The organism is Georgenia sp. (assembly GCF_054605595.1).
In genome coordinates this window covers 1-19,003 of the sequence record NZ_JBTSDU010000049.1, presented here as the reverse complement: position 1 = coordinate 19,003, position 19,003 = coordinate 1, and the positions used below count along the sequence as shown (strand labels likewise).

The following is a 19,003-nucleotide window of genomic DNA, read 5'->3' as shown; positions in this document are numbered from 1 at the left end:
GTCGGGCGGTGTCTCAGGAAGGGGTCTCGGCGAGGTCGGGCGCGTGCTCCAGCGCGAGGGCGACCGCCCCGAGCGCGATCGTCCGGGCGCCGAGAGCCGCGGGTTCCACGCGCACGCGGGGCCACACGGACGGGATCGCGGCCCGGCGCAGCGCCGCGCGGACGGCGTCGAAGAACGGGGTACCGGCCGCCACGAGCGGGCCACCCAGCAGCACCAGCTCGGGGTCGACGATGTTGCAGAGCAGGCCGACCCCCCGGCCGATGCTGTGCCCGACGTCCTCGATCATGCGCCGGGACGCGGCGTCGCCGGCGCGCGCCGCGGTGAAGACGCGCTCGAGCGTGATGTCCGGGCCGAACGTCGGGCGGAGCATGGCGAGCACGGCGGGGACCGCGGCGACGGTCTCGAGGCACCCGCGGTTGCCGCACCGGCACACGACGCCGTCGGGGTCGACCGGGCTGTGGCCCACCTCGCCCGCCGTGCCACCGGCCCCGCGGTGCAGCCGACCGCCGATCAGCAGCCCGCTGCCGATGCCGGTGGAGATCTTGACGTAGGCGGCGTCGCTCACGCCGCGGGCCGCACCCCACCGCGCCTCGGCGAGCATGCCGAGGTTGGCGTCGTTGTCGACGCTGACGGGCACGCCGAGCTGGTCCCGGAGCTGTGTCACGACGTCGAACCCGACCCATTCCGGCAGGATCGTCCCGGAGCCGACCGTGTTCGTGTTCCGTTCGAGCGGACCGGGCAGCCCCACGCCGACGCTGACGAGCCGGCCGTGCTCGGAGGTCTTGCCGAGCAGGTCGCCGAGCGTCTGCAGGGCGAGCGTGACCGTATCCGTGCCGACGTGGCCGAGCGGCAGCGGCACCTCACGCTCGGCCAGCACGGTCCCGTCCCGGCCGGCCACCGCGACGAGCAGGTGCGTGCGTCCGACGTCGATGCCCGCCACGGTCCCGCGACCCCCGCTGAGGGTGACCCGGCGGGCGGGGCGGCCGCGTCCGCGACCGTTCGGGTCCGGCTGGATGCCGTTCGTCGGGGCCTCGTCCTCGATCATGCCGGCGTCGATGAGGACGGCGACGGCGTTGGACGCCGTGGTGGGGGAGACGGCGAGCTCGCGCGCGATGGCGGCGCGGGAGAGCGGACCACGCTCCGCCAGCAGTCGCAGGACTCCACGTCGAGTCCGGTCACTACCCTTGGCGGAGGGCGCCGTGATCGAGTCTGTGCGATCCATGGGCTTCCCCTCGATATCTCCAACGTTGGAGATAAGAAGCATAGCGCGGGCGCCGGAAAGCACGAAGTGTTTGTATGTCGCGGCCCACCGTGACCCGGCGCTGCGGGTGGGCGGGTTCAGGCCGGTGACTGCCAGGCGCCACCCGACGCTCCGGGTGCGCAGGGCTCAGGGCTGGGACGACCCGACGCCCCGGGTGGGCGGGGTTCAGGCCGGGTGACTGCCAGGTGTCACCCGACGCCCCGGGTGGGCGGGGTTCAGGCCGGTGACTGCCAGGTGTCACCCGACGTGCCTGAGGAGAGGCGCCTCAGGAGAAGACGACGGTGCGCAGCCCGTCCATGAGCACGCGGTGCTCGGCGTGCCACCGCACGGCGCGGGCGAGCACCCGTCGTTCCACGTCCTGGCCGCGCGCCACCATCTCGGCGACGTCCTCGGCGTGCGTGACGCGTTCGACGTCCTGCTCGATGATCGGCCCCTCGTCGAGGTCGGCGGTGACGTAGTGGGCGGTCGCACCGATGAGCTTCACGCCGCGGGCGTGTGCCTGGGCGTAGGGGCGGGCTCCCTTGAAGCTCGGCAGGAAGGAGTGGTGGATGTTGATGATCCGTCCCGACAGTGCCCGGCACAGCGGGTCCGAGAGGATCTGCATGTACCGGGCGAGCACGACGAGCTCGACGTCCTGCTCGCGTACCAGCTCCAGCAGCGCGGCCTCGGCCTCGGCCTTGTTGTCCCGGGTGACGGGGAGGTGGTGGAAGGGCACGCCGTAGAACTCGGCGATCGGTGCCAGGTCCGGGTGGTTGGCCACCACACCGACGATCTCGACCGGCAGGCCCTGCGAACGCTGGCGGAAGAGCAGGTCGACCAGGCAGTGTGGGTCCTTCGACGCCATGATGACCGTGCGGATGGGGCGCCCGACCTCGTCCAGGACGAAGTCCATCTCGAACTCGCCGCCGATCTCGGTGAGCGCGGCACGTATCTCGTCGCGCGGGGCGGCGGTCTCCACCTGGACGCGCATGAAGAACAGGCCGGTGGACGGGTCGCCGAACTGCTGGGACTCGGTGATGTTGCCACCGTGCTGAGCGAGCACGCCGGAGACGGCGTGCACGATCCCGGGCCGGTCGGGACACACCAGCGCGAGGACGAGGTGGCTGGTGGCATCCGGCTCGCCGGGCAGGACGGCGGGCTGGACGGGAGGGTGCTGGACGGTCACCCGCCGGAGCCTAGTCGTCCCGGCCCGCCCGGTGCTGTGCCCGCCCAGCGGCACGCGCTCGCCCCCCGGCACGCGGGTGGACGCCTGGCGACGTCCGCCCGTCATGGATGCGAGACTGGCCCCATGGACGACGTCAGGTTCGACCTCCTCACTGCGGACGAGGCCGGCGAGCTGCTCACGGTGCGGCGCGCCGCATTCGTGACCGAGGCCCAGCTCTACGGCGATCCGCACCTGCCCGCGCTGACCCAGTCGCTGACCGAGCTGATCGAGGACCTCGGCCGGACCGACGTCGTCACGATCGGTGCGTGGCTCGGCCACCGGCTGGTCGGCTCCATCAGGGTCGAGCTCGAGGCGGAGCGGGCCACCCTGGGTCGGCTCGCCGTCGTGCCGGACCTGCAGGGCAAGGGCATCGGCACCCAGCTCCTCATGCAGGTGCTCCAGTACCTGCCGGAGCAGACCAAGGAGGTCTGGGTCTTCACCGGCCAGGACTCCAAGCAGAATCTGGCGATGTACGCCCAGAACGGCTACGAGCACCAGTTCGACCAGCACACCGGGGACCTCACCTACGCCTACCTGCGCCGCATCCTCGGCGAGGACGACCCGGAGCAGGAAGAGCCCGCGGCGGCGATCTGAGTCACCGCACCGCCGCACCGGGTCGGTCGTCGCGACCCGGTCGCACTGTCGCCACCCGTTCGCCACCCGTCCCGGAGCGCACTGTCACCACCGACCCGGCCGCACTGTCGCCACCCGTTCGCCACCGGTCCGGAGCGCACTGTCACCACCCGTCCCGGAGTTGATACCCTCCAACCGTCGCGACTGGCGCCTGAGGTGGGCCACCACCGGGGAGCGACGTGAAGGACTCGATTCGAGGTCGTCCGCCTGGGCCAAGAGTCACCACACCGAGTGCACGCGCATGCTCGTGTGCGTGACGACAGGAGGAACGATGAGCCAGACCACCCCCGTGGCGAACCAGTCGCTGGCCGAGCTCGACCCCGAGATCGCCGCCGTTCTCGACGGCGAGTTGGAGCGCCAGCGCCACACGCTGGAGATGATCGCGTCCGAGAACTTCGTCCCGCGGGCCGTGCTGCAGGCGCAGGGCTCCGTACTCACCAACAAGTACGCCGAGGGCTACCCCGGCAAGCGCTACTACGGCGGCTGCGAGCAGGTCGACATCGCGGAGAGCCTCGCCATCGAGCGGGCCATGGCGCTGTTCGGCGCCGAGCACGCCAACGTCCAGCCGCACTCCGGCGCCCAGGCCAACGCCGCCGTCCTGCACGCGCTCATCAACCCCGGCGACAAGATCCTCGGCCTGGCGCTGCCCCACGGCGGGCACCTCACGCACGGCATGAAGATCAACTTCTCCGGCAAGCTCTACGACGTCGCCGCCTACGGGGTGGCGGAGCGCACCCACCGCATCGAGATGGACGCCGTGCGCGCCCAGGCCCTCGAGCACCGCCCGAAGGTCATCATCGCCGGCTGGTCCGCCTACCCCCGCCAGCTCGACTTCGCGGCGTTCCGCGAGATCGCCGACGAGGTCGGCGCCTACCTGTGGACGGACATGGCCCACTTCGCCGGGCTGGTCGCCGCGGGCCTGCACCCGAACCCGGTGCCCCACTCCGACGTCGTCTCCTCCACCGTGCACAAGACCCTCGGCGGCCCCCGCTCGGGCTTCCTGCTCACGCGCGACAAGGCGACCTTCGGCAAGAAGCTCGACTCCGCCGTCTTCCCCGGCCAGCAGGGCGGCCCGCTCATGCACGTCATCGCCGCCAAGGCAGTCGCCTTCAAGATCGCCGCGGGGGCGGAGTTCAAGGACCGCCAGGAGCGCACCCTCACCGGTGCGCGGCTCTTCGCCGAGCGTCTGCTCGCCCAGGACGTCGCCGACGCCGGGGTCTCCCTCGTCACCGGCGGCACCGACGTCCACCTCGTCCTGGTCGACCTGCGCAACTCCGCGCTCGACGGCCAGCAGGCGGAGGACCTCCTCCAGGCCGCCGGCATCACCGTCAACCGCAACGCGGTCCCGTTCGACCCGCGCCCGGCGCGCGTGACCTCCGGCCTGCGCATCGGCACCCCGGCGCTCGCCACCCGCGGCTTCGGGGAGACCGAGTTCCGCGAGGTCGCGGACATCATCGCCACCGCCCTGGTCCAGGGCGCCGGCGCCGACGTCGAGGCCCTCCGGGCGCGCGTGCGCACGCTGACCGAGGCGTTCCCGCTGTACCCGGGCCTGCAGCAGTGACCGCCCGGATCCTGGACGGCAAGGCCACCGCCGCCGCCATCAAGGCCGAGCTGGCCGAGCGGGTGGCGGCGCTCGCGGCCCGCGGCATCGTCCCCGGGCTCGGCACCGTGCTGGTGGGGGAGGACCCGGGCTCCACGGTGTACGTGGCGGGCAAGCACTGCGACTGCGCCGAGGTCGGCATCGCCTCCCTGCGCGAGGACCTGCCCGCCGACGCCGGCCAGGCCGACATCGAGGCCGCCGTCGCGCGCCTGAACGCCGACCCGGCGTGCACGGGGTACATCGTGCAGCTGCCGCTGCCGCGCGGGATCGACACCAACGCGATCCTGGAGATGATCGACCCGGCCAAGGACGCCGACGGCCTGCACCCCACGAACCTCGGCCGGCTCGTGCTGCGGGTGAAGGAGCCGGTCACCTCGCCGCTGCCGTGCACGCCGCGCGCGGTGCTCGAGCTCGTCGCCCGGTACGGCCTGGACCTGGCGGGCCAGGAGGTGTGCGTGATCGGTCGCGGCACCACCGTGGGGCGCAGCATCGGGCTGCTGCTCACCCGCAAGGACGTCAACGCCACCGTCACGCTCACCCACACCGGCACCCGGGACCTGGCCAGGCACGTGCGCCAGGCCGACGTCGTCGTCGCGGCCGCGGGGCAACCCGGCATCGTCACGGCGGACATGGTCAAGCCCGGGGCGATCGTGCTCGACGTCGGGGTCTCCCGCTCCGTGGATCCGGAGACCGGCAAGGCCAGGCTGCGCGGAGACGTGGCCGACGGCGTGGCGGACGTCGCCGGGTGGCTCTCGCCCAACCCGGGCGGGGTCGGCCCGATGACGCGCGCCATGCTGCTCGCCAACGTCGTCGACACCGCGGAGCGGATCGCCGCGCAGACCTGAACCGACCCGACGGCACACCGGCCGGCGCCCCCGCGGGTGCGCCGTCGGGGGTGCTGGCGGCCGGGCCGGATGGGCCGGATTGGGGCGATGTCGGCGGCATCGGCGATGATCGGTCCCGTGTTCACCATCGCCACCGTCAACGTCAACGGCATCCGTGCCGCCTTCCGGCGCGGCATGGCCGCCTGGATCGAGCACCGTCGCCCCGACGTGCTCCTCCTGCAGGAGGTCCGTGCCGACGACGCCGTCCTGGCCGACCACCTCGGACCGGGCTGGCACATCGCGCACCAGGCCTCCGACATCAAGGGTCGCGCGGGCGTCGCGGTCGCGTCGCGCCTGCCGGCGTCGGCGGTGCGCGTGGGCCTGGGCGACGGCGAACCGCCCGTGGACACCGGCCGCTGGGTGGAGATGGATCTCGAGGTCCCCGGCACGGACAAGCCGGTGACCGTCGCGTCCGTCTACGTCCACTCCGGCACGGCGAAGACGCCGTCGATGGACGCCAAGTACGCCCACCTCGAGAAGGTCACGGCCCGCCTGGACGAGCTGGCGGCCCAGTCCCGCGCCGGCGAGCGGGAGGTGGTCGTGGGCGGAGACATGAACATCGTCCACACCGAGCTCGACATCAAGAACTGGAAGCCCAACCACAACCGGGTCGCCGGCGTGCTCGACGAGGAGATCGCCTACCTGGACCGGTGGACCGGTGACCTGGGGTACGTGGACGTCGCGCGCCGCCACGTCGGAGCCGTCCCCGGGCCGTACACCTGGTGGTCCTGGCGCGGCAAGGCGTTCGACAACGATGCGGGCTGGCGCATCGACTACCAGTTCGCCTCCGCCGGGGCGGCCGAGCGGTCGACCTCCGCCGCCGTCGACCGGGCACCGGCCTACGACCAGCGCTTCTCCGACCACGCGCCGGTGGTCGTCACCTACGACGTCTGAGCGTCCGGGCCTCAGCTCACTCGTCCCGCCGGCCCGGCGGCATCGGCGAGCAGGAACGCGGGCGCGCCGAGACCGGCCTCGGCGAACGCCGACGTCACGGCCGTCATGACCGCCCTCGCGGACTCGGCGTCGACCAGCGCGATGGCCGACCCGCCGAACCCGCCACCGGTCATCCGGGCGCCGTGCGCGCCGGCGCCGCGGGCAGCGGCCACCGCCACGTCCAGCTCGAGCGAGGAGACCTCGTAGTCGAGGCGCAGCGACTCGTGCGAGGCGTCGAGAGTCTCCGCGACCCGCTGCAGCGACCAGCCGCCGAGCGCAGGTGCGCCGCCCGGTTCGCTCGCGGTCGCGTCGCCCCCGGGTTCGCTCGCGGTCGCGTCGCCCCCGGGTTCGCCCGCGGCCGGGACGCCCCCGGGTTCGCCCGCGGCCGGGATGCCCCCGGGCACACGACCCCCGGTGTCCAGCTGTGCCACGAGGGACCGCACCCGCTCGATCTCGGTGACCACGTGCCGCACCCGGCGCCGCTGCTCGAGGTCGGGCAGCCGGGCCAGCACCTCGTCGATCGTCGTCTCCTGGCCGTCGACGTCGTCGGCCACCACCCGCAGCGACGCGACCCCGAGCGCCCGGGCGGCGTCCTCGCACACCTGCCGGCGCCGTGCGTACTGCCCGTCGACCAGCCGGTGCTCGGCGCGGGTGTCGATCACCAGCAGCACCAGCCCGGCGGCCGCCAGGTCCAGCGGGACCTGCTCGATCCCCCCGTCCCGGGTGTCCAGCAGCAGCGCGTGCCCCGCGGTCGCCCGCAGCGACGCGGCCTGGTCCATCCCGCCCGTCGGCGCACCCGCGACCTCGTTCTCCGCCCGCACGCACGCCGTCGCCAGCCGCGCCCGGCCGGCGTCGTCCGCGCCCAGGCCGAGCCGGGCGACGTCGTCCAGCGCGACTGCGACGGCGCACTCGAGCGCCGCCGACGAGCTCAGCCCCGCGCCCAGCGGCACGCAGGAGTCCACGGCGACGTCGAAGCCCGGCAGCCGGCCGAGGCCCGCCTGCTCGATCGCCCACGCGACACCGACCGCGTAGGCGGGCCAGCCCCGGACCTCGCCCGGCCCGCCGACCGGCCCGACGACGCCCAGGTCGAGCTCGACGACCGGCACCGCCGCGCCGCCGGAGGCACCGTCGTCGGGGACCGTGGCGCTTGGACCCGCCGCCGCGCCGCCGTCCTGCGCACTGACGAGCCGCATCAGCCGGTCCTGGCGGGCCCGCACCGCGACGAACGTGCGGTGCGGCAGCGCGATCGGCAGGCAGAGACCGTCGTTGTAGTCGGTGTGCTCGCCCACGAGGTTCACGCGCCCGGGCGCCGCCCAGACGCCGTCCGGTTCGGTGCCGAACGCCCGGACGAAGAGCCCGCGCACGCGGGCGGCGCCGTCCGCGTCGGGCCACGGGGCGAGCAGCGCGGGCGGCCCCGCCCCCGGCGCCCCCGTCCCCGCCCCCGGCGCCCCCGTCCCCGCCTCCGGCGTCCCCGGCCCGGGTACGGCCCCACCGGCCGCCCCCGCCGCGCTCACGAACCCATCACCTCGCGCCACCGGTCGGCGATCCGCTCCGGCGTCGTGTCCGAGATCCACGCCCCCATGCCCGACTCCGACCCGGCGAGGTACTTCAGCTTGTCCGGGGCGCGCCGGATGGAGAACAGCTGCAGGTGGAGGCGCAGCTCGTCGCGCCCCGCCCCCACCGGCGCCTGGTGCCAGGCGGCGATGTACGGCAGCCGGACCGGCTCGCCGGCCCGCGGCGAGCCGGCCGGGTGCGCGAAGAACCGATCGCCGGCGCGCAGCAGCCGGAGGTAGATCGTCGCGAGATCGGCACGCTCGGCGTCGTCCAGGGCGGGCAGGTCCGGCACGTCCCGGCGCGGGGCGAGGTGGACCTCGACGGGCCAGCGCGCCGCGGCCGGCACGTACGCCACCCAGTGCTCGCTCTCGGCGACCACGCGCCGCCCGGAGCGCAGCTCGGCGTCGAGCACGTCGCGCAGCAGGTTCCGCCCGGTCTGCTGCCGGTGCGCGCGGGCCTGGCGCAGCATCACCTCGGTGCGCGGGGGGAGGTAGGGGTACGCGTAGATCTGACCGTGCGGGTGGTGCAGCGTCACCCCGATCTCCTCGCCACGGTTCTCGAAGCAGAACACCTGCTCGATGCCGGGCAGCGCGGAGAGCTCGGCCGTCCGGTCCGCCCACGCCGCGATGACGGTGCGCATCCGGGCCACGCCGACATCCGCCAGGGATGCGGTGGAGTCGGACGAGAAGCAGATCACCTCGCACCGGCCCGACGCCGGTCGCGTCGGCCACAGCTTCTCTCCGTCGAGGAACGTCGTCTCCTCCGGGACGCCCGGCACCCGCAGCAGGGCGGGGAAGCGGTTCTCGAAGACGACGACGTCGTAGTCCGTGTCCGGGATCTCCCCGTCGGAGTACGCGGCGCCGGGCTGGGCCGGGGCGAGCGGGTTCGCGTCCGCCGGGGGCAGGTGCGTGCGGGCCATCCGGTGCGTGGCCATCGGGACCCACTCGCCGGTGAGGACGTCGAAGCGCATCTGCGGCGCCGTCACCGGCCGGGCCACGCCGTCCTCGCCGACGACGTCGGCGAACCGGTCCGGCAGTGGGCGGGGGTCGTCCAGGCGGCGGGTCGCGCCCCCGGAGACGTACGGTTCGGAGTCGTCGAAGTAGATCAGCTCGCGCCCGTCCGCCATCCGCATGCTGGTGCGGGCGACGGCGTGGGCCTTCGGGGCGGTCATCGGGCACCGCCGGAACCGACGTCGGAACCGGCCCCGGCACCACCGTCGGGGCCGCCGGCCGGCCAGGCGACCTGGAGGTCGATGCCGTGGCGCTCGACGGCGGCGAGCGTCGCCTCGTCCGGCGGCAGGTCCGTGACCAGCACGCCGACCTCCTGGACCGGGCAGAACGTGCGGAGGCCGAGCACGCCCCACTTGGACGCGTCGAGGACGGCGACGGGTGTGCGTGCGCAGGCGATCATCGCGGCGTTGGTGGCCGCCTCGGAGATGTTCGGCGTCATCAGGCCGATCTCCGGGTCGAAGCCGTGTGCGCCGAGGAACGCCCACTCGACCCGCAGCGAGCGCAGCGCGTCGACGGCGAACGGGCCCACCAGGGCGTCGGAACGGGTCCGCTCCCCGCCGGTGAGCAGCACGGTCGGGGCGGGCCGGGACTCGGCCCGGGCCCGGTCGACGGCGTCGTGCAGCACCCGCGCGGCCGGCAGGGAGTTGGTGATGATCGTCAGTGTGGCCAGGTGCGGCAGCGTCAGCAGGGCCTGGGCGACGGCCAGGGTCGTGGTGCCTCCGGTCAGCGCCAGCGAGTCGCCGGGGCGGACGCGGGCCGCGGCGAGCGCACCGATGGCCGCCTTCCCCCGGGTGTGCTGGACGGCCTTGGTACGGAACGACGGCTCCATCGCGGCGCCGGCCGGGGCGACGGCGCCCCCGTGCACGCGGTCCACGAGCCCGCGCGCGACGAGGTCGGTGATGTCGCGGCGCACCGTCATCTCGGAGACGCCGAGGATCTCGACGACCTCGGCGACCCGGACACCACCGTGCTCGGCGACCTGGGCGAGGATGTGGTCCTGCCGTTGCCGGGCCAGCAGCGGCCCGGTGGCATCGGGGGAGAGTGTCATGCACACATGCTACCCAATCCAAACAGAATCGAACATGACCAAACAATGAGGTATGTGCACCAGTTGCGGAGGTCGCCGCCGGGGCGGCTGTTCGGCCGGTACGGGGACCTGCCAAGATGTCCGGGTGCAACCAATGTCGCGTGTCCCCGGGCGACGAGCCCCGGAGGTGCGTTGATGCGCCTGCCCGAGCGCGTGGGCGACCAGGTGCGCATCGGCGTCACGCTCAAGATCCCCGAGCCCTACTCCGCCTACATCCAGGCGGTGCGGGCGCGCATGCGTGACCCGCTGGCGCACCTCATCCCCCCGCACATCACCCTCCTGCCCCCGACCGTCATCGAGCCCGATCAGGTCGACGACGTCGTCGCCCACCTCCACGACGTCGCCGCCCGGCACGGCCCGTTCGTCGTCGCGATGCGCGGGACGGACACCTTCCGGCCCGTGAGCCCGGTGGTCTTCGTCCGGGTCGAGCAGGGCCTCGAGGAGTGCGCCGCGCTGGAGCAGGAGGTGCGCGCGGGGCTGCTGGCGCAGGACCTCCACTTCCCGTACGTCCCGCACATCACGCTCGCGCACGAGGTCGAGGACGCCCGCCTCGACGAGGCGGCCAGGCTCATGGCGGACTTCCACGGCACCTACGCCGCCGGCAGCATGCGCCTGTACGAGCACGGCGACGACGGGATGTGGCGCGTGATCGCGCGCGCACCGCTGTCCGGCCGCCACGTCGCCCACCAGCCGCGCTCGAGAGCGTGAGCGGCATGGCGCAGCAGGGCACGAGGGTGCCGCGGCGCCCCACCGAACGGGGGCCGGGACGCGCCGGCCGCGCCACGGGCCTGCTCGCCCGGGTGCGAGCCCTCGTCGCCCGGGTCCAGCGGACCCGGGTCGGCCGTGCGCTGGCCCGCTACGGCGTCGCCCGCGGCGGGCTGCTCGCCGGCGGGATCGCCTACTCCGCGCTCTTCTCCATCGCCGCGGCGCTCACGATCGCCTACACCGCCTTCATGGCCGTGCTCGGCGGTCACGCCGCACTGCGGCAGACGGTGCTGGACGCCGTCGACGCCGCCCTGCCCGGCATCATCGACGACGGCTCCGGCGGCCTCCTCAAGCCGGACGCCCTCCTGCTCGACACGGCGCTGAACCCCGGCAGCGTCCTCGCCGGCGCCATCCTGCTCTGGACCGCACTGTCGGTCATGGCCGGCCTGAAGAACTCGATCCGGGCGATGTTCGGCATCGTCGCCCCGCCGGAGAACCCCCTGACCGGCCGGGCGCGCGACCTGGCCGGCTTCCTCGCCCTCGCCCTGGGCGTCCTCGCGTCGGCGGTGCTCGGCCTCGTCGGCGGCACCCTGGCGGAGCAGGCGCTGGCCTTCCTGGGGGTCGAGGGCGCCGTCGCCGGCTGGTTCGTCCGCGCCCTCGGCCTCGGCACCGCGCTCGCGGTCGACTGGGCGGTGCTGGTCATGCTCTTCCGCGTCACCGCCGGCGCCCGGCCGCTGCGCAAGGACCTGTTCCTCGGTGCCCTGCTCGGTGCCGTCGCGTCCGGGGTGCTGCGCCAGCTCGGGACGTCGGCGGTCGGCGCGGTGGACAACCCCCTGCTCGCCTCGTTCGCGGCCATCGCCACGCTGCTGCTGTGGGTGAACCTGCTCGCCCGCGTGGTGCTGATGGTCGCGGCGTGGACGGCGAACCCGCCGGCACCCGCCAGGCCCGGCGCCGCCGAGGAGGTGCACCTGGGCGAGCGGCCGAACTTCGTCACCATGTCCGACCCGGCCACCCTGGAGTGGCGCTACCAGCCGATCACCGGTGCGATCTCGCCCGACGAGACGCTCAACCCGCACTACGAGCCCGAGCCCGCGCCGCCCGTGTGGGGCGGCCTGCGCGGCCGGTACCACCGGCGGCGGATCGCGCGCCTCGAACGCCGGCTCGACCGGGCACGGGAACGATACGCCGCCGGAGCACGCCGCACCTGAGCGCGCCGCACCCGAGCGCGCGTACCTGAGCACGCGGGCCCGAGCCGGCCGCACCCGAGCGGCCGCACCCGAGCGCCCACCCGAGCACCGCACCTGAGCGGGTGGCCGCCGGCCGGCCGACGCGCTCCCTAGAGTTGGCCACATGTCCGACCTGCCGGCGTTCCACGCCATCATCCCGGCCGGCGGCGCCGGCACCCGCCTGTGGCCGCTCTCGCGCCGCAACACCCCGAAGTTCCTGCTCGATCTCACCGGTGCCGGCCGCAGCCTGCTGCAGCAGACCGTCGACCGGCTGCGCCCGCTCACCGGCGGCATCACCGTCGTCACCGGCCAGAAACACCAGGCCGCGGTGCGCGCCCAGCTCCCCGAGCTGACCGAGCGGGACGTCCTCGGTGAGCCGAGCCCGCGGGACTCCATGGCGGCCATCGCCCTGGCGGCCGCGGTGCTGCGCGAGCGGCACGGGGACGTGATCGTCGGCTCGTTCCCCGCCGACCACGTCATCGCCGACACCGCGGCGTTCGAGCGAGCCGTGCGCGAGGCGGTCACCGTCGCCGCGGCCGGGTTCGTGGTCACGATCGGCATCGAGGCGGACCGCCCGTCGACGGCGTTCGGCTACATCCACGCCGGCGAGCCGCTCGGCGCCGCGGGCGTCCTGGACGCGGCGGCCGCCCCCACCGCCCGCCGCGTGCTCGGTTTCACCGAGAAGCCCGACGCCGCCACCGCCGCCGCCTACCTGGCCACCGGCGAGTACCGATGGAACGCGGGCATGTTCGTGGCCCGCGCCGACATCCTCCTCGACCACCTCGGTGCCGAGCGGCCGGCGCTGCACGACGGCGTCCTGAAGATCGCCCGAGCGTGGGACACCGCCGCCCGGGGCGAGGTCCTTGAGCGGGTGTGGCCGACGCTGGAGAAGATCGCCATCGACCACGCGATCGCGGAGCCAGTCGCCGCGGCGGGCGGCGTCGCCGTCGTGCCCGCCGCGCTGGGCTGGGACGACATCGGCGACTTCGCCTCCCTCGCCGACCAGCTCGCGACCCCGCCCGCCGACGCCGCCGACGAAGCCCCCCGCGTGCTCGGCGACCCGGCCCAGGTGCTCGCCATCGGCAGCGCCGGCGCCCTCGTCGTCCCGGGCGGGCGCACCGTCGCGGTGCTGGGCGTGCCGGGCATCGTGGTGGTCGACACCCCGGACGCCCTCCTGGTCACCACCCGGGAGCACGCGCAGCAGGTCAAGGCGCTGGTGGACCGCCTGAGCACCGAGGGTCGGTCCGAGCTGCTCTGACCGTCGGCCACCGCGGCCACCGCGGCCACCGCGGCCACCGCGGCAACGTTGCGGCCCGGCGCGAGCAGGGTGCCCACCTCGGGACTAGGGTCAAATCTGTGCAGACCAGTCCCTCGGCCCCGCAGCGAAGCGGCACCACCCCGGAACGTTCCGCCGTCGCCGCACGCATCAACGCGATCGTGGGTGCGCTCGAGCCCGAGCTCGTCGAGTTCCGCCGGCAGCTGCACACCCACCCGGAGCCGAGCCGGATGGAGCACGAGACCACCCGTCGCGTCGCCGAGCGGCTGCGGGCGGCCGGGCTGGAACCGCGACTTCTCGAGGGCACCGGGCTCGGCGTGAACGTCGGCACCGACCCCCGCGGTCGCGGTCGACGGCGCATCGGCCTGCGCGCCGACCTCGACGCCCTGCCCGTGGTCGAGTCCTCCGGCCTGCCGTTCGCGTCCAGGCGCGAGGGCGTCGCGCACGCCTGCGGGCACGACGTCCACACCACCGCCCTGCTCGGTGCCGCCCTGGCGCTCAAGCAGCTCGACGACGCCGGCGAGCTCCGCGCCGGCGTGCGGTGCATCTTCCAGCCCGCCGAGGAGGTCCAGCCCAGCGGGGCGGAGACCACGATCGACCAAGGTGCGCTGGACGGCGTCGAGCAGATCTACGCCCTGCACTGCGACCCGCGGGTCGACGTCGGCCACATCGGCTCCCGCATCGGGCCCATCACGGCTGCCTCGGACACCATCGCCATCACCCTGACCTCCAACGGCGGGCACACCTCCCGACCGCACCTGACCGGCGACGTCGTCTTCGCGCTCGGTCAGCTGATCACCCAGCTTCCCGCGGTGCTCGGGCGCCGGCTCGACCCCCGCGCCGGCGTCAACCTCACCTGGGGCGCGGTCCACGCCGGCCGGGCCGCCAACGCGATCCCGGCATCGGGCACCCTCCTCGGCACGCTGCGGGTGCTGGACGGGCGGGCGTGGCAGGGTGCGGCGAAGGTGGTCCAGGACTCGGCCGTGCAGATCGTCGCGCCCTACGGCGTCGACATCGACATGAACTACCAGCGGGGCATTCCGCCGGTGGTCAACGAGGAGCGGTCGGTGCGCACGATCGACGCCGCGGCGAAGGACGTCATCGGGCCCGACGCCGTCGTCCTCACCGAGCAGTCGCTGGGCGGGGAGGACTTCGCCTGGTACCTCACCCGGGTGCCCGGCGCGCTGGTCCGGCTCGGCACGCGCAGCCCGGGCGGGCCCACCTACGACCTGCACCGCGGCGACATCGTCTTCGACGAGCGCGCGATCGGCATCGGCGCCCGGCTCCTGGCGCGCACGGCCGTCCTCGCCGCCGAGGTCGCCCCCGCACCGGGGGCGGACGGCAGTGCGGGACTGGCGTGGGAGCGGGCGGGCCGGACGGCCCGCATCTGAGCCGTGCCACGCCGCTGCCCGACGCGATGAACGGCCGGCGACGCGGAGGTTGCCGCTCCTTTACCAAAAAGGAAACGAAATGGTAACGGTTCTGTCTCGCATCTCACCATTTGGTTTTGTGCGGTATCCCATGACCACTAAGGTCGGGACTGTTAGCGGCCGGCCCCCGGCCCCTCAGACATGCAGGAGATACGCGTGAAGAAGAGCATCTACGCAACGGCGTTGGCGGCCACGGCCGCCCTGACGCTCGCCGCCTGTGGTGCGGCGCCCCAGGACGCCGAGACGCCGGCCGCGACCGACGAGACCACCGCCACGGACGGTACCGCCGCCCCCGCCGGCGACTTCCTCGCGTGCCTCGTGTCCGACGCGGGCGGCTGGGACGACCAGTCGTTCAACCAGTCGGCCTTCGAGGGCATGCAGCTGGCCGTCGAGGACCTGGGCGTCAAGTCCGCCGCGTCCGAGTCGCAGTCCGACGCGGACTACGGCCCCAACGTCGACGCCATGGTCCAGCAGGGCTGCAACCTCATCATCGGTGTCGGCTTCCTCCTCGAGGACCCGATCCAGGCGGCCGCCGAGGCCACCCCCGACGTGAACTTCGGGCTCGTCGACTCCGCGTTCTCCGACGCCGACTTCAAGCCGGTCGAGCTGGCGAACGCCAAGCCGATCCTCTTCAACACGGCCGAGGCCGCCTACCTCGCGGGCTACGTCGCCGCGGGCATGACCAAGACCGGCACCGTCGCGACCTTCGGTGGGATCCAGATCCCGTCCGTCACCATCTTCATGGACGGCTTCGCCGACGGCGTGACGCGCTACAACGAGGATAACGGCACCGCCGTCAAGCTTCTCGGCTGGGACAAGGCCGCACAGAACGGCTCCTTCACCGGTAGCTTCGACGACCAGGCCCAGGGCCAGACCTTGACCGGGCAGTTCCTCGCCCAGGGCGCCGACATCGTGATGCCCGTGGCCGGTCCGGTGGGTCTCGGTGCGGCCGCGGCCATCAAGGAGGCGGGCAACGCCATGATCATCGGCGTCGACTCCGACTGGTACGCGTCCACGGAGTACGGCGCGATCACGTTGACCTCCGTGGTCAAGGAGATCGGCCAGGCCGTCTTCGACACCGTCGACGAGGCCAACGCCGGCAACTTCTCCGCCAAGGCCTACGTCGGCACGCTGGAGAACGGCGGCGTCGGTCTGGCCCCGTTCCACGACTTCGACGCCCAGGTGCCGCAGGAGCTCAAGGACGCGGTGACCAGCATGCAGGAGCAGATCATCGCCGGCGACCTCGTCGTCGACTCGCCCGCCACCCCGTGACGATCCAGAGGTAGCGCGACGATGACGGCCCGGCCCGGAGCGGCTGGGCCGTCATCGCGCGTGCCGCCAGGTGCCGTGCCACGTTGACGGGTACGGTGCGAACCGCACTACGCGCGTGGACGCTCCGCGCGCCGAGATGGAGTCTGCGGACGTGAAGCTTGAACTGCGGGGCATCACCAAGGTCTTCGGCTCGTTGGTCGCCAACGACCACATCGACCTCGTGGTCGAGCCCGGGGAGATCCACGCGCTGCTCGGGGAGAACGGCGCCGGCAAGAGCACCCTGATGAACGTGCTCTACGGGCTCTACCAGCCCGACGGCGGTCAGATCCTCATCGACGACCAGCCGGCCTCCTTCGTCGGGCCGGGCGACGCCGTCGCCGGCGGCATCGGCATGGTCCACCAGCACTTCATGCTGGTCCCGGTCTTCACGGTGGCCGAGTCCCTGGCCCTGGGCTACGAGCCCACCGGTCCCAGCGGCCTCATCAAGGTCCCCGAGGCCCGCCGCCGCGTCAAGGAGATCTCCGACCGCTTCGGGTTCGACGTCGACCCCGACGCCTACATCGAGGACCTCCCGGTCGGCGTGCAGCAACGCGTCGAGATCATCAAGGCGCTCTCGCGTGACGCCAAGATCCTCATCCTCGACGAGCCGACGGCGGTGCTCACCCCGCAGGAGACGGACGAGCTCATCGCGATCATGCGCCAGCTCAAGGAGTCCGGCACGTCGATCGTCTTCATCACCCACAAGCTGCGCGAGGTCCGCGCCGTCGCGGACCGCATCACGGTCATCCGCCGCGGCAAGGTCGTCGGCGAGGCCAGCCCCACCTCCACCGAGACCGAGCTCGCATCCCTCATGGTCGGCCGCTCAGTGAACCTGGGTGTCGAGAAGGCGCCGGCGCAGCCGGCGGAGGACTCCTTCGTGGTCAAGGACCTCACGGTGCTCGACGCCGCGGGCAAGACCGTCGTGGACGGGCTCGACTTCGCCGTCGCGCGCGGGGAGATCCTGGCGATCGCCGGGGTCCAGGGCAACGGTCAGACCGAGCTCACGGAGACCATCCTGGGCCTGGTAGAGCCGGCCGCCGGGTCCATCACCCTGGACGGGACCGACCTGATCGGCATGGGCGTCAAGGAGCGGCTGCACGTCGGCATGGGCTTCGTGCCCGAGGACCGGTCGACCGACGGCATCATCTCCTCGTTCTCGGTGGCCGAGAACCTGATCCTGGACCTGTACGACACCGAGCCGTTCGCGAACGGCTTCGCGATGCGCCCGTCCGTGGTCCGGGAGAACGCCGAGCAGCGGACCGCCGAGTTCGACATCCGGCTGACCTCCGTCACCGACCCGATCTCCACCCTCTCCGGCGGCAACCAGCAGAAGGTCGTCATCGCCCGGGAGATGTCCAAGCCGCTGCGGCTGCTGGTCGCCTCCCAGCCGACGCGCGGCCTCGACGTCGGCTCGATCGAGTTCATGCACAAGCGCATCGTCGCCGCGCGCGACGAGGGCACGGCCGTCGTCATCGTCTCCACCGAGCTGGACGAGGTGCTCGCCCTGGCCGACCGCATCGCGGTGATGTACCGGGGCCGCATCGTCGGCATCGTGCCCGGCGGGGCCAGCCGCGACGTCCTCGGTCTGATGATGGCCGGCGTCCCGCTGGAGGAGGCCCAGGCCCAGGCCGCGGAGCACCAGACGACCCTCGGCGGTGCCGAGCCCCAGGACACACCGCTCGGCGGGCGCCACGCCGCAGCTGCGGACACCCCGGTGGCTGAGCAGCCCGCCGCGGACGAGGAGGAGAACAAGTGAGCGACTCGGAAGCCACGCCGAACCCGACGCCACCTGCGCACCCGGGGGACACGCCGGCCCAGTCCGCGGAGGCCGTCACCGGTGGCCGGCCCGAGGGGCAGGAGACCCGCACCACCCAGTTCTTCCGCGACCTGCTCTCCGGCGGCTGGCTCGTCTCGGTGCTCGCCGTCCTCGTCGCGCTCGTCCTGGGCGGGGTGCTCATCGCCCTGGCGGACGGGCGCGTGCAGGAGACGCTGGTGTACGTCCTCGCCCGCCCGGCCGACTTCTTCGGCGCCGCGTGGGACGCCGTCTACAGTGCCTACCGGGCCATGTTCCGCGGCGCCATCTACGACTTCGAGGCCGCGACGTTCACCCGGGCCATCCGTCCCTTCACCGAGACACTCGTGTTCTCGGTGCCGCTGATCCTCGCCGGCCTCGGCCTGGCCGTGGGCTTCCGTGCCGGCCTGTTCAACATCGGTGGCCAGGGGCAGATCGTCATCGGCGGCGTCTTCGGCGCGTTCATCGGGTTCACGTTCGACCTGCCCGTCGTGCTGCACGTCACCCTGGCTGCCATCGGCGCCGCGCTCGGCGGCGCCCTCTGGGCGGCGATCGCCGGGTTCCTCAAGGCTCGCACCGGTGCCAACGAGGTCATCGTGACGATCATGCTCAACAACATCGCGGTCTACCTGATCGGGTACCTGCTCACCACCCAGGCGTTCCGGCTGCCGGGCTCGCCGTTCCCGAAGTCACCGGACATCCCGACCGACTCCGCCACCTACCCGCTCCTGCTCGGCGGCGGCTTCCGACTGCACGCCGGGTTCCTGCTCGCCATCGCGGCCACGATCTTCGTCTGGTGGCTGCTCGAGCGCTCGACGCTCGGGTTCGAGATCCGGGCCGCCGGCGCCAACCCGCACGCGGCACGCACCGCGGGCATCTCCGTCGACCGCGTGATCGTGCTGACCATGGTGATCTCCGGGGCGCTCGCCGGCCTGGCCGGGTCCGCGCAGGTGCTGGGCACCGAGAAGGCACTGACCGCCGGGGTCGCCGCCAGCTACGGCTTCGACGCCATCACGGTGGCCCTGCTCGGCCGGTCCCGGCCCGTGGGGACCTTCTTCGCCGGGCTCCTCTTCGGCGGACTGAAGGCCGGCGGCTTC

The 19,003-nt window shown here is 73.4% G+C and carries 16 protein-coding genes and 1 riboswitch; of the genes, 11 read left to right on the top strand and 5 right to left on the bottom strand.

Going from position 1 to position 19,003, the window contains the following annotated elements; all coding sequences use genetic code 11:
- Window positions 1-13: 13 nt before the first annotated feature.
- Together ACYC1Z_RS07750 and purU are read right to left on the bottom strand one after the other, a co-directional pair.
- Complete coding sequence (locus tag ACYC1Z_RS07750) at window positions 14-1,222, bottom strand: ROK family transcriptional regulator (protein WP_461408949.1); 1,209 nt, start codon at window positions 1,220-1,222, stop codon at window positions 14-16.
- 304 nt (window positions 1,223-1,526) lie between these two features.
- On the bottom strand, window positions 1,527-2,531 hold the full coding sequence (gene purU, locus ACYC1Z_RS07745; RefSeq protein WP_461408948.1) for a formyltetrahydrofolate deformylase: 1,005 nt from the start codon (window positions 2,529-2,531) through the stop codon (window positions 1,527-1,529).
- Window positions 2,532-2,549: 18 nt separating this feature from the next.
- Here purU and ACYC1Z_RS07740 point away from each other — a divergent pair, with 18 nt between their 5' ends.
- The 4 genes from ACYC1Z_RS07740 to ACYC1Z_RS07725 all read left to right on the top strand — a co-directional run bounded on the left by ACYC1Z_RS07740 (window position 2,550) and on the right by ACYC1Z_RS07725 (window position 6,476).
- Window positions 2,550-3,059 (top strand): GNAT family N-acetyltransferase, encoded by a 510-nt coding sequence (locus ACYC1Z_RS07740; RefSeq protein WP_461408947.1) that lies wholly within the window; start codon window positions 2,550-2,552, stop codon window positions 3,057-3,059.
- A gap of 169 nt (window positions 3,060-3,228) precedes the next feature.
- Window positions 3,229-3,318, top strand: a riboswitch (ZMP/ZTP riboswitch).
- Window positions 3,319-3,369: 51 nt separating this feature from the next.
- A complete protein-coding gene (gene glyA / locus ACYC1Z_RS07735; protein ID WP_461408946.1) occupies window positions 3,370-4,659 on the top strand; it encodes a serine hydroxymethyltransferase in 1,290 nt (429 codons plus the stop codon).
- Window positions 4,656-5,543, top strand: a complete 888-nt coding sequence (locus ACYC1Z_RS07730) for a bifunctional methylenetetrahydrofolate dehydrogenase/methenyltetrahydrofolate cyclohydrolase (RefSeq protein ID WP_461408945.1) — start codon at window positions 4,656-4,658, stop codon at window positions 5,541-5,543. The genes glyA and ACYC1Z_RS07730 overlap by 4 nt, the downstream gene beginning before the upstream one ends.
- Before the next feature lie 117 nt (window positions 5,544-5,660).
- A complete protein-coding gene (locus ACYC1Z_RS07725; protein WP_461408944.1) occupies window positions 5,661-6,476 on the top strand; it encodes an exodeoxyribonuclease III in 816 nt (271 codons plus the stop codon).
- 11 nt (window positions 6,477-6,487) lie between these two features.
- On the opposite strand, the gene ACYC1Z_RS07720 is transcribed toward ACYC1Z_RS07725, so the two are convergent.
- The 3 genes from ACYC1Z_RS07720 to ACYC1Z_RS07710 all read right to left on the bottom strand — a co-directional run bounded on the left by ACYC1Z_RS07720 (window position 6,488) and on the right by ACYC1Z_RS07710 (window position 10,097).
- On the bottom strand, window positions 6,488-7,918 hold the full coding sequence (locus tag ACYC1Z_RS07720) for a galactokinase (RefSeq protein WP_461408951.1): 1,431 nt from the start codon (window positions 7,916-7,918) through the stop codon (window positions 6,488-6,490).
- A gap of 107 nt (window positions 7,919-8,025) precedes the next feature.
- A complete protein-coding gene (galT, locus tag ACYC1Z_RS07715; RefSeq protein WP_461408943.1) occupies window positions 8,026-9,240 on the bottom strand; it encodes a galactose-1-phosphate uridylyltransferase in 1,215 nt (404 codons plus the stop codon).
- Window positions 9,237-10,097 carry a DeoR/GlpR family DNA-binding transcription regulator gene (locus ACYC1Z_RS07710; protein WP_461408950.1) on the bottom strand — a complete coding sequence of 287 codons (861 nt, stop codon included), beginning with the start codon at window positions 10,095-10,097 and terminating at the stop codon, window positions 9,237-9,239. The genes galT and ACYC1Z_RS07710 overlap by 4 nt, the downstream gene beginning before the upstream one ends.
- Window positions 10,098-10,301: 204 nt before the next feature.
- On the opposite strand from ACYC1Z_RS07710, the gene ACYC1Z_RS07705 reads away from it, so the two are divergent.
- The 7 genes from ACYC1Z_RS07705 to ACYC1Z_RS07675 all read left to right on the top strand — a co-directional run.
- Window positions 10,302-10,874, top strand: coding sequence for a 2'-5' RNA ligase family protein (locus tag ACYC1Z_RS07705; protein ID WP_461408942.1), 573 nt, complete (start codon window positions 10,302-10,304; stop codon window positions 10,872-10,874).
- Window positions 10,875-10,879: 5 nt separating this feature from the next.
- A complete protein-coding gene (locus ACYC1Z_RS07700) occupies window positions 10,880-12,079 on the top strand; it encodes a YihY/virulence factor BrkB family protein (RefSeq protein ID WP_461408941.1) in 1,200 nt (399 codons plus the stop codon).
- 142 nt (window positions 12,080-12,221) lie between these two features.
- Window positions 12,222-13,355 (top strand): mannose-1-phosphate guanylyltransferase, encoded by a 1,134-nt coding sequence (locus ACYC1Z_RS07695; RefSeq protein ID WP_461408940.1) that lies wholly within the window; start codon window positions 12,222-12,224, stop codon window positions 13,353-13,355.
- Between the two features lie 98 nt (window positions 13,356-13,453).
- Window positions 13,454-14,764, top strand: coding sequence for an amidohydrolase (locus ACYC1Z_RS07690; protein ID WP_461408939.1), 1,311 nt, complete (start codon window positions 13,454-13,456; stop codon window positions 14,762-14,764).
- 195 nt (window positions 14,765-14,959) lie between these two features.
- Complete coding sequence (locus ACYC1Z_RS07685) at window positions 14,960-16,075, top strand: BMP family lipoprotein (RefSeq protein WP_461408938.1); 1,116 nt, start codon at window positions 14,960-14,962, stop codon at window positions 16,073-16,075.
- Window positions 16,076-16,226: 151 nt separating this feature from the next.
- Complete coding sequence (locus ACYC1Z_RS07680; protein ID WP_461408937.1) at window positions 16,227-17,870, top strand: ABC transporter ATP-binding protein; 1,644 nt, start codon at window positions 16,227-16,229, stop codon at window positions 17,868-17,870.
- A partial coding sequence (locus tag ACYC1Z_RS07675) for an ABC transporter permease (RefSeq protein WP_461408936.1) occupies window positions 17,867-19,003 on the top strand: 1,137 nt, incomplete at its 3' end. The genes ACYC1Z_RS07680 and ACYC1Z_RS07675, both read left to right, overlap by 4 nt.

Bases quoted from the DNA above. Each gene is read 5' to 3' on its own strand.
- ACYC1Z_RS07750 (WP_461408949.1), bottom strand. From the start codon at position 1,222: ATGGATCGCACAGACTCGATCACGGCGCCCTCCGCCAAGGGTAGTGAC.
- purU (WP_461408948.1), bottom strand. From the start codon at position 2,531: ATGACGGGCGGACGTCGCCAGGCGTCCACCCGCGTGCCGGGGGGCGAG.
- ACYC1Z_RS07740 (WP_461408947.1), top strand. From the start codon at position 2,550: ATGGACGACGTCAGGTTCGACCTCCTCACTGCGGACGAGGCCGGCGAG.
- glyA (WP_461408946.1), top strand. From the start codon at position 3,370: ATGAGCCAGACCACCCCCGTGGCGAACCAGTCGCTGGCCGAGCTCGAC.
- galT (WP_461408943.1), bottom strand. From the start codon at position 9,240: ATGACCGCCCCGAAGGCCCACGCCGTCGCCCGCACCAGCATGCGGATG.
- ACYC1Z_RS07705 (WP_461408942.1), top strand. From the start codon at position 10,302: ATGCGCCTGCCCGAGCGCGTGGGCGACCAGGTGCGCATCGGCGTCACG.
- ACYC1Z_RS07700 (WP_461408941.1), top strand. From the start codon at position 10,880: ATGGCGCAGCAGGGCACGAGGGTGCCGCGGCGCCCCACCGAACGGGGG.
- ACYC1Z_RS07695 (WP_461408940.1), top strand. From the start codon at position 12,222: ATGTCCGACCTGCCGGCGTTCCACGCCATCATCCCGGCCGGCGGCGCC.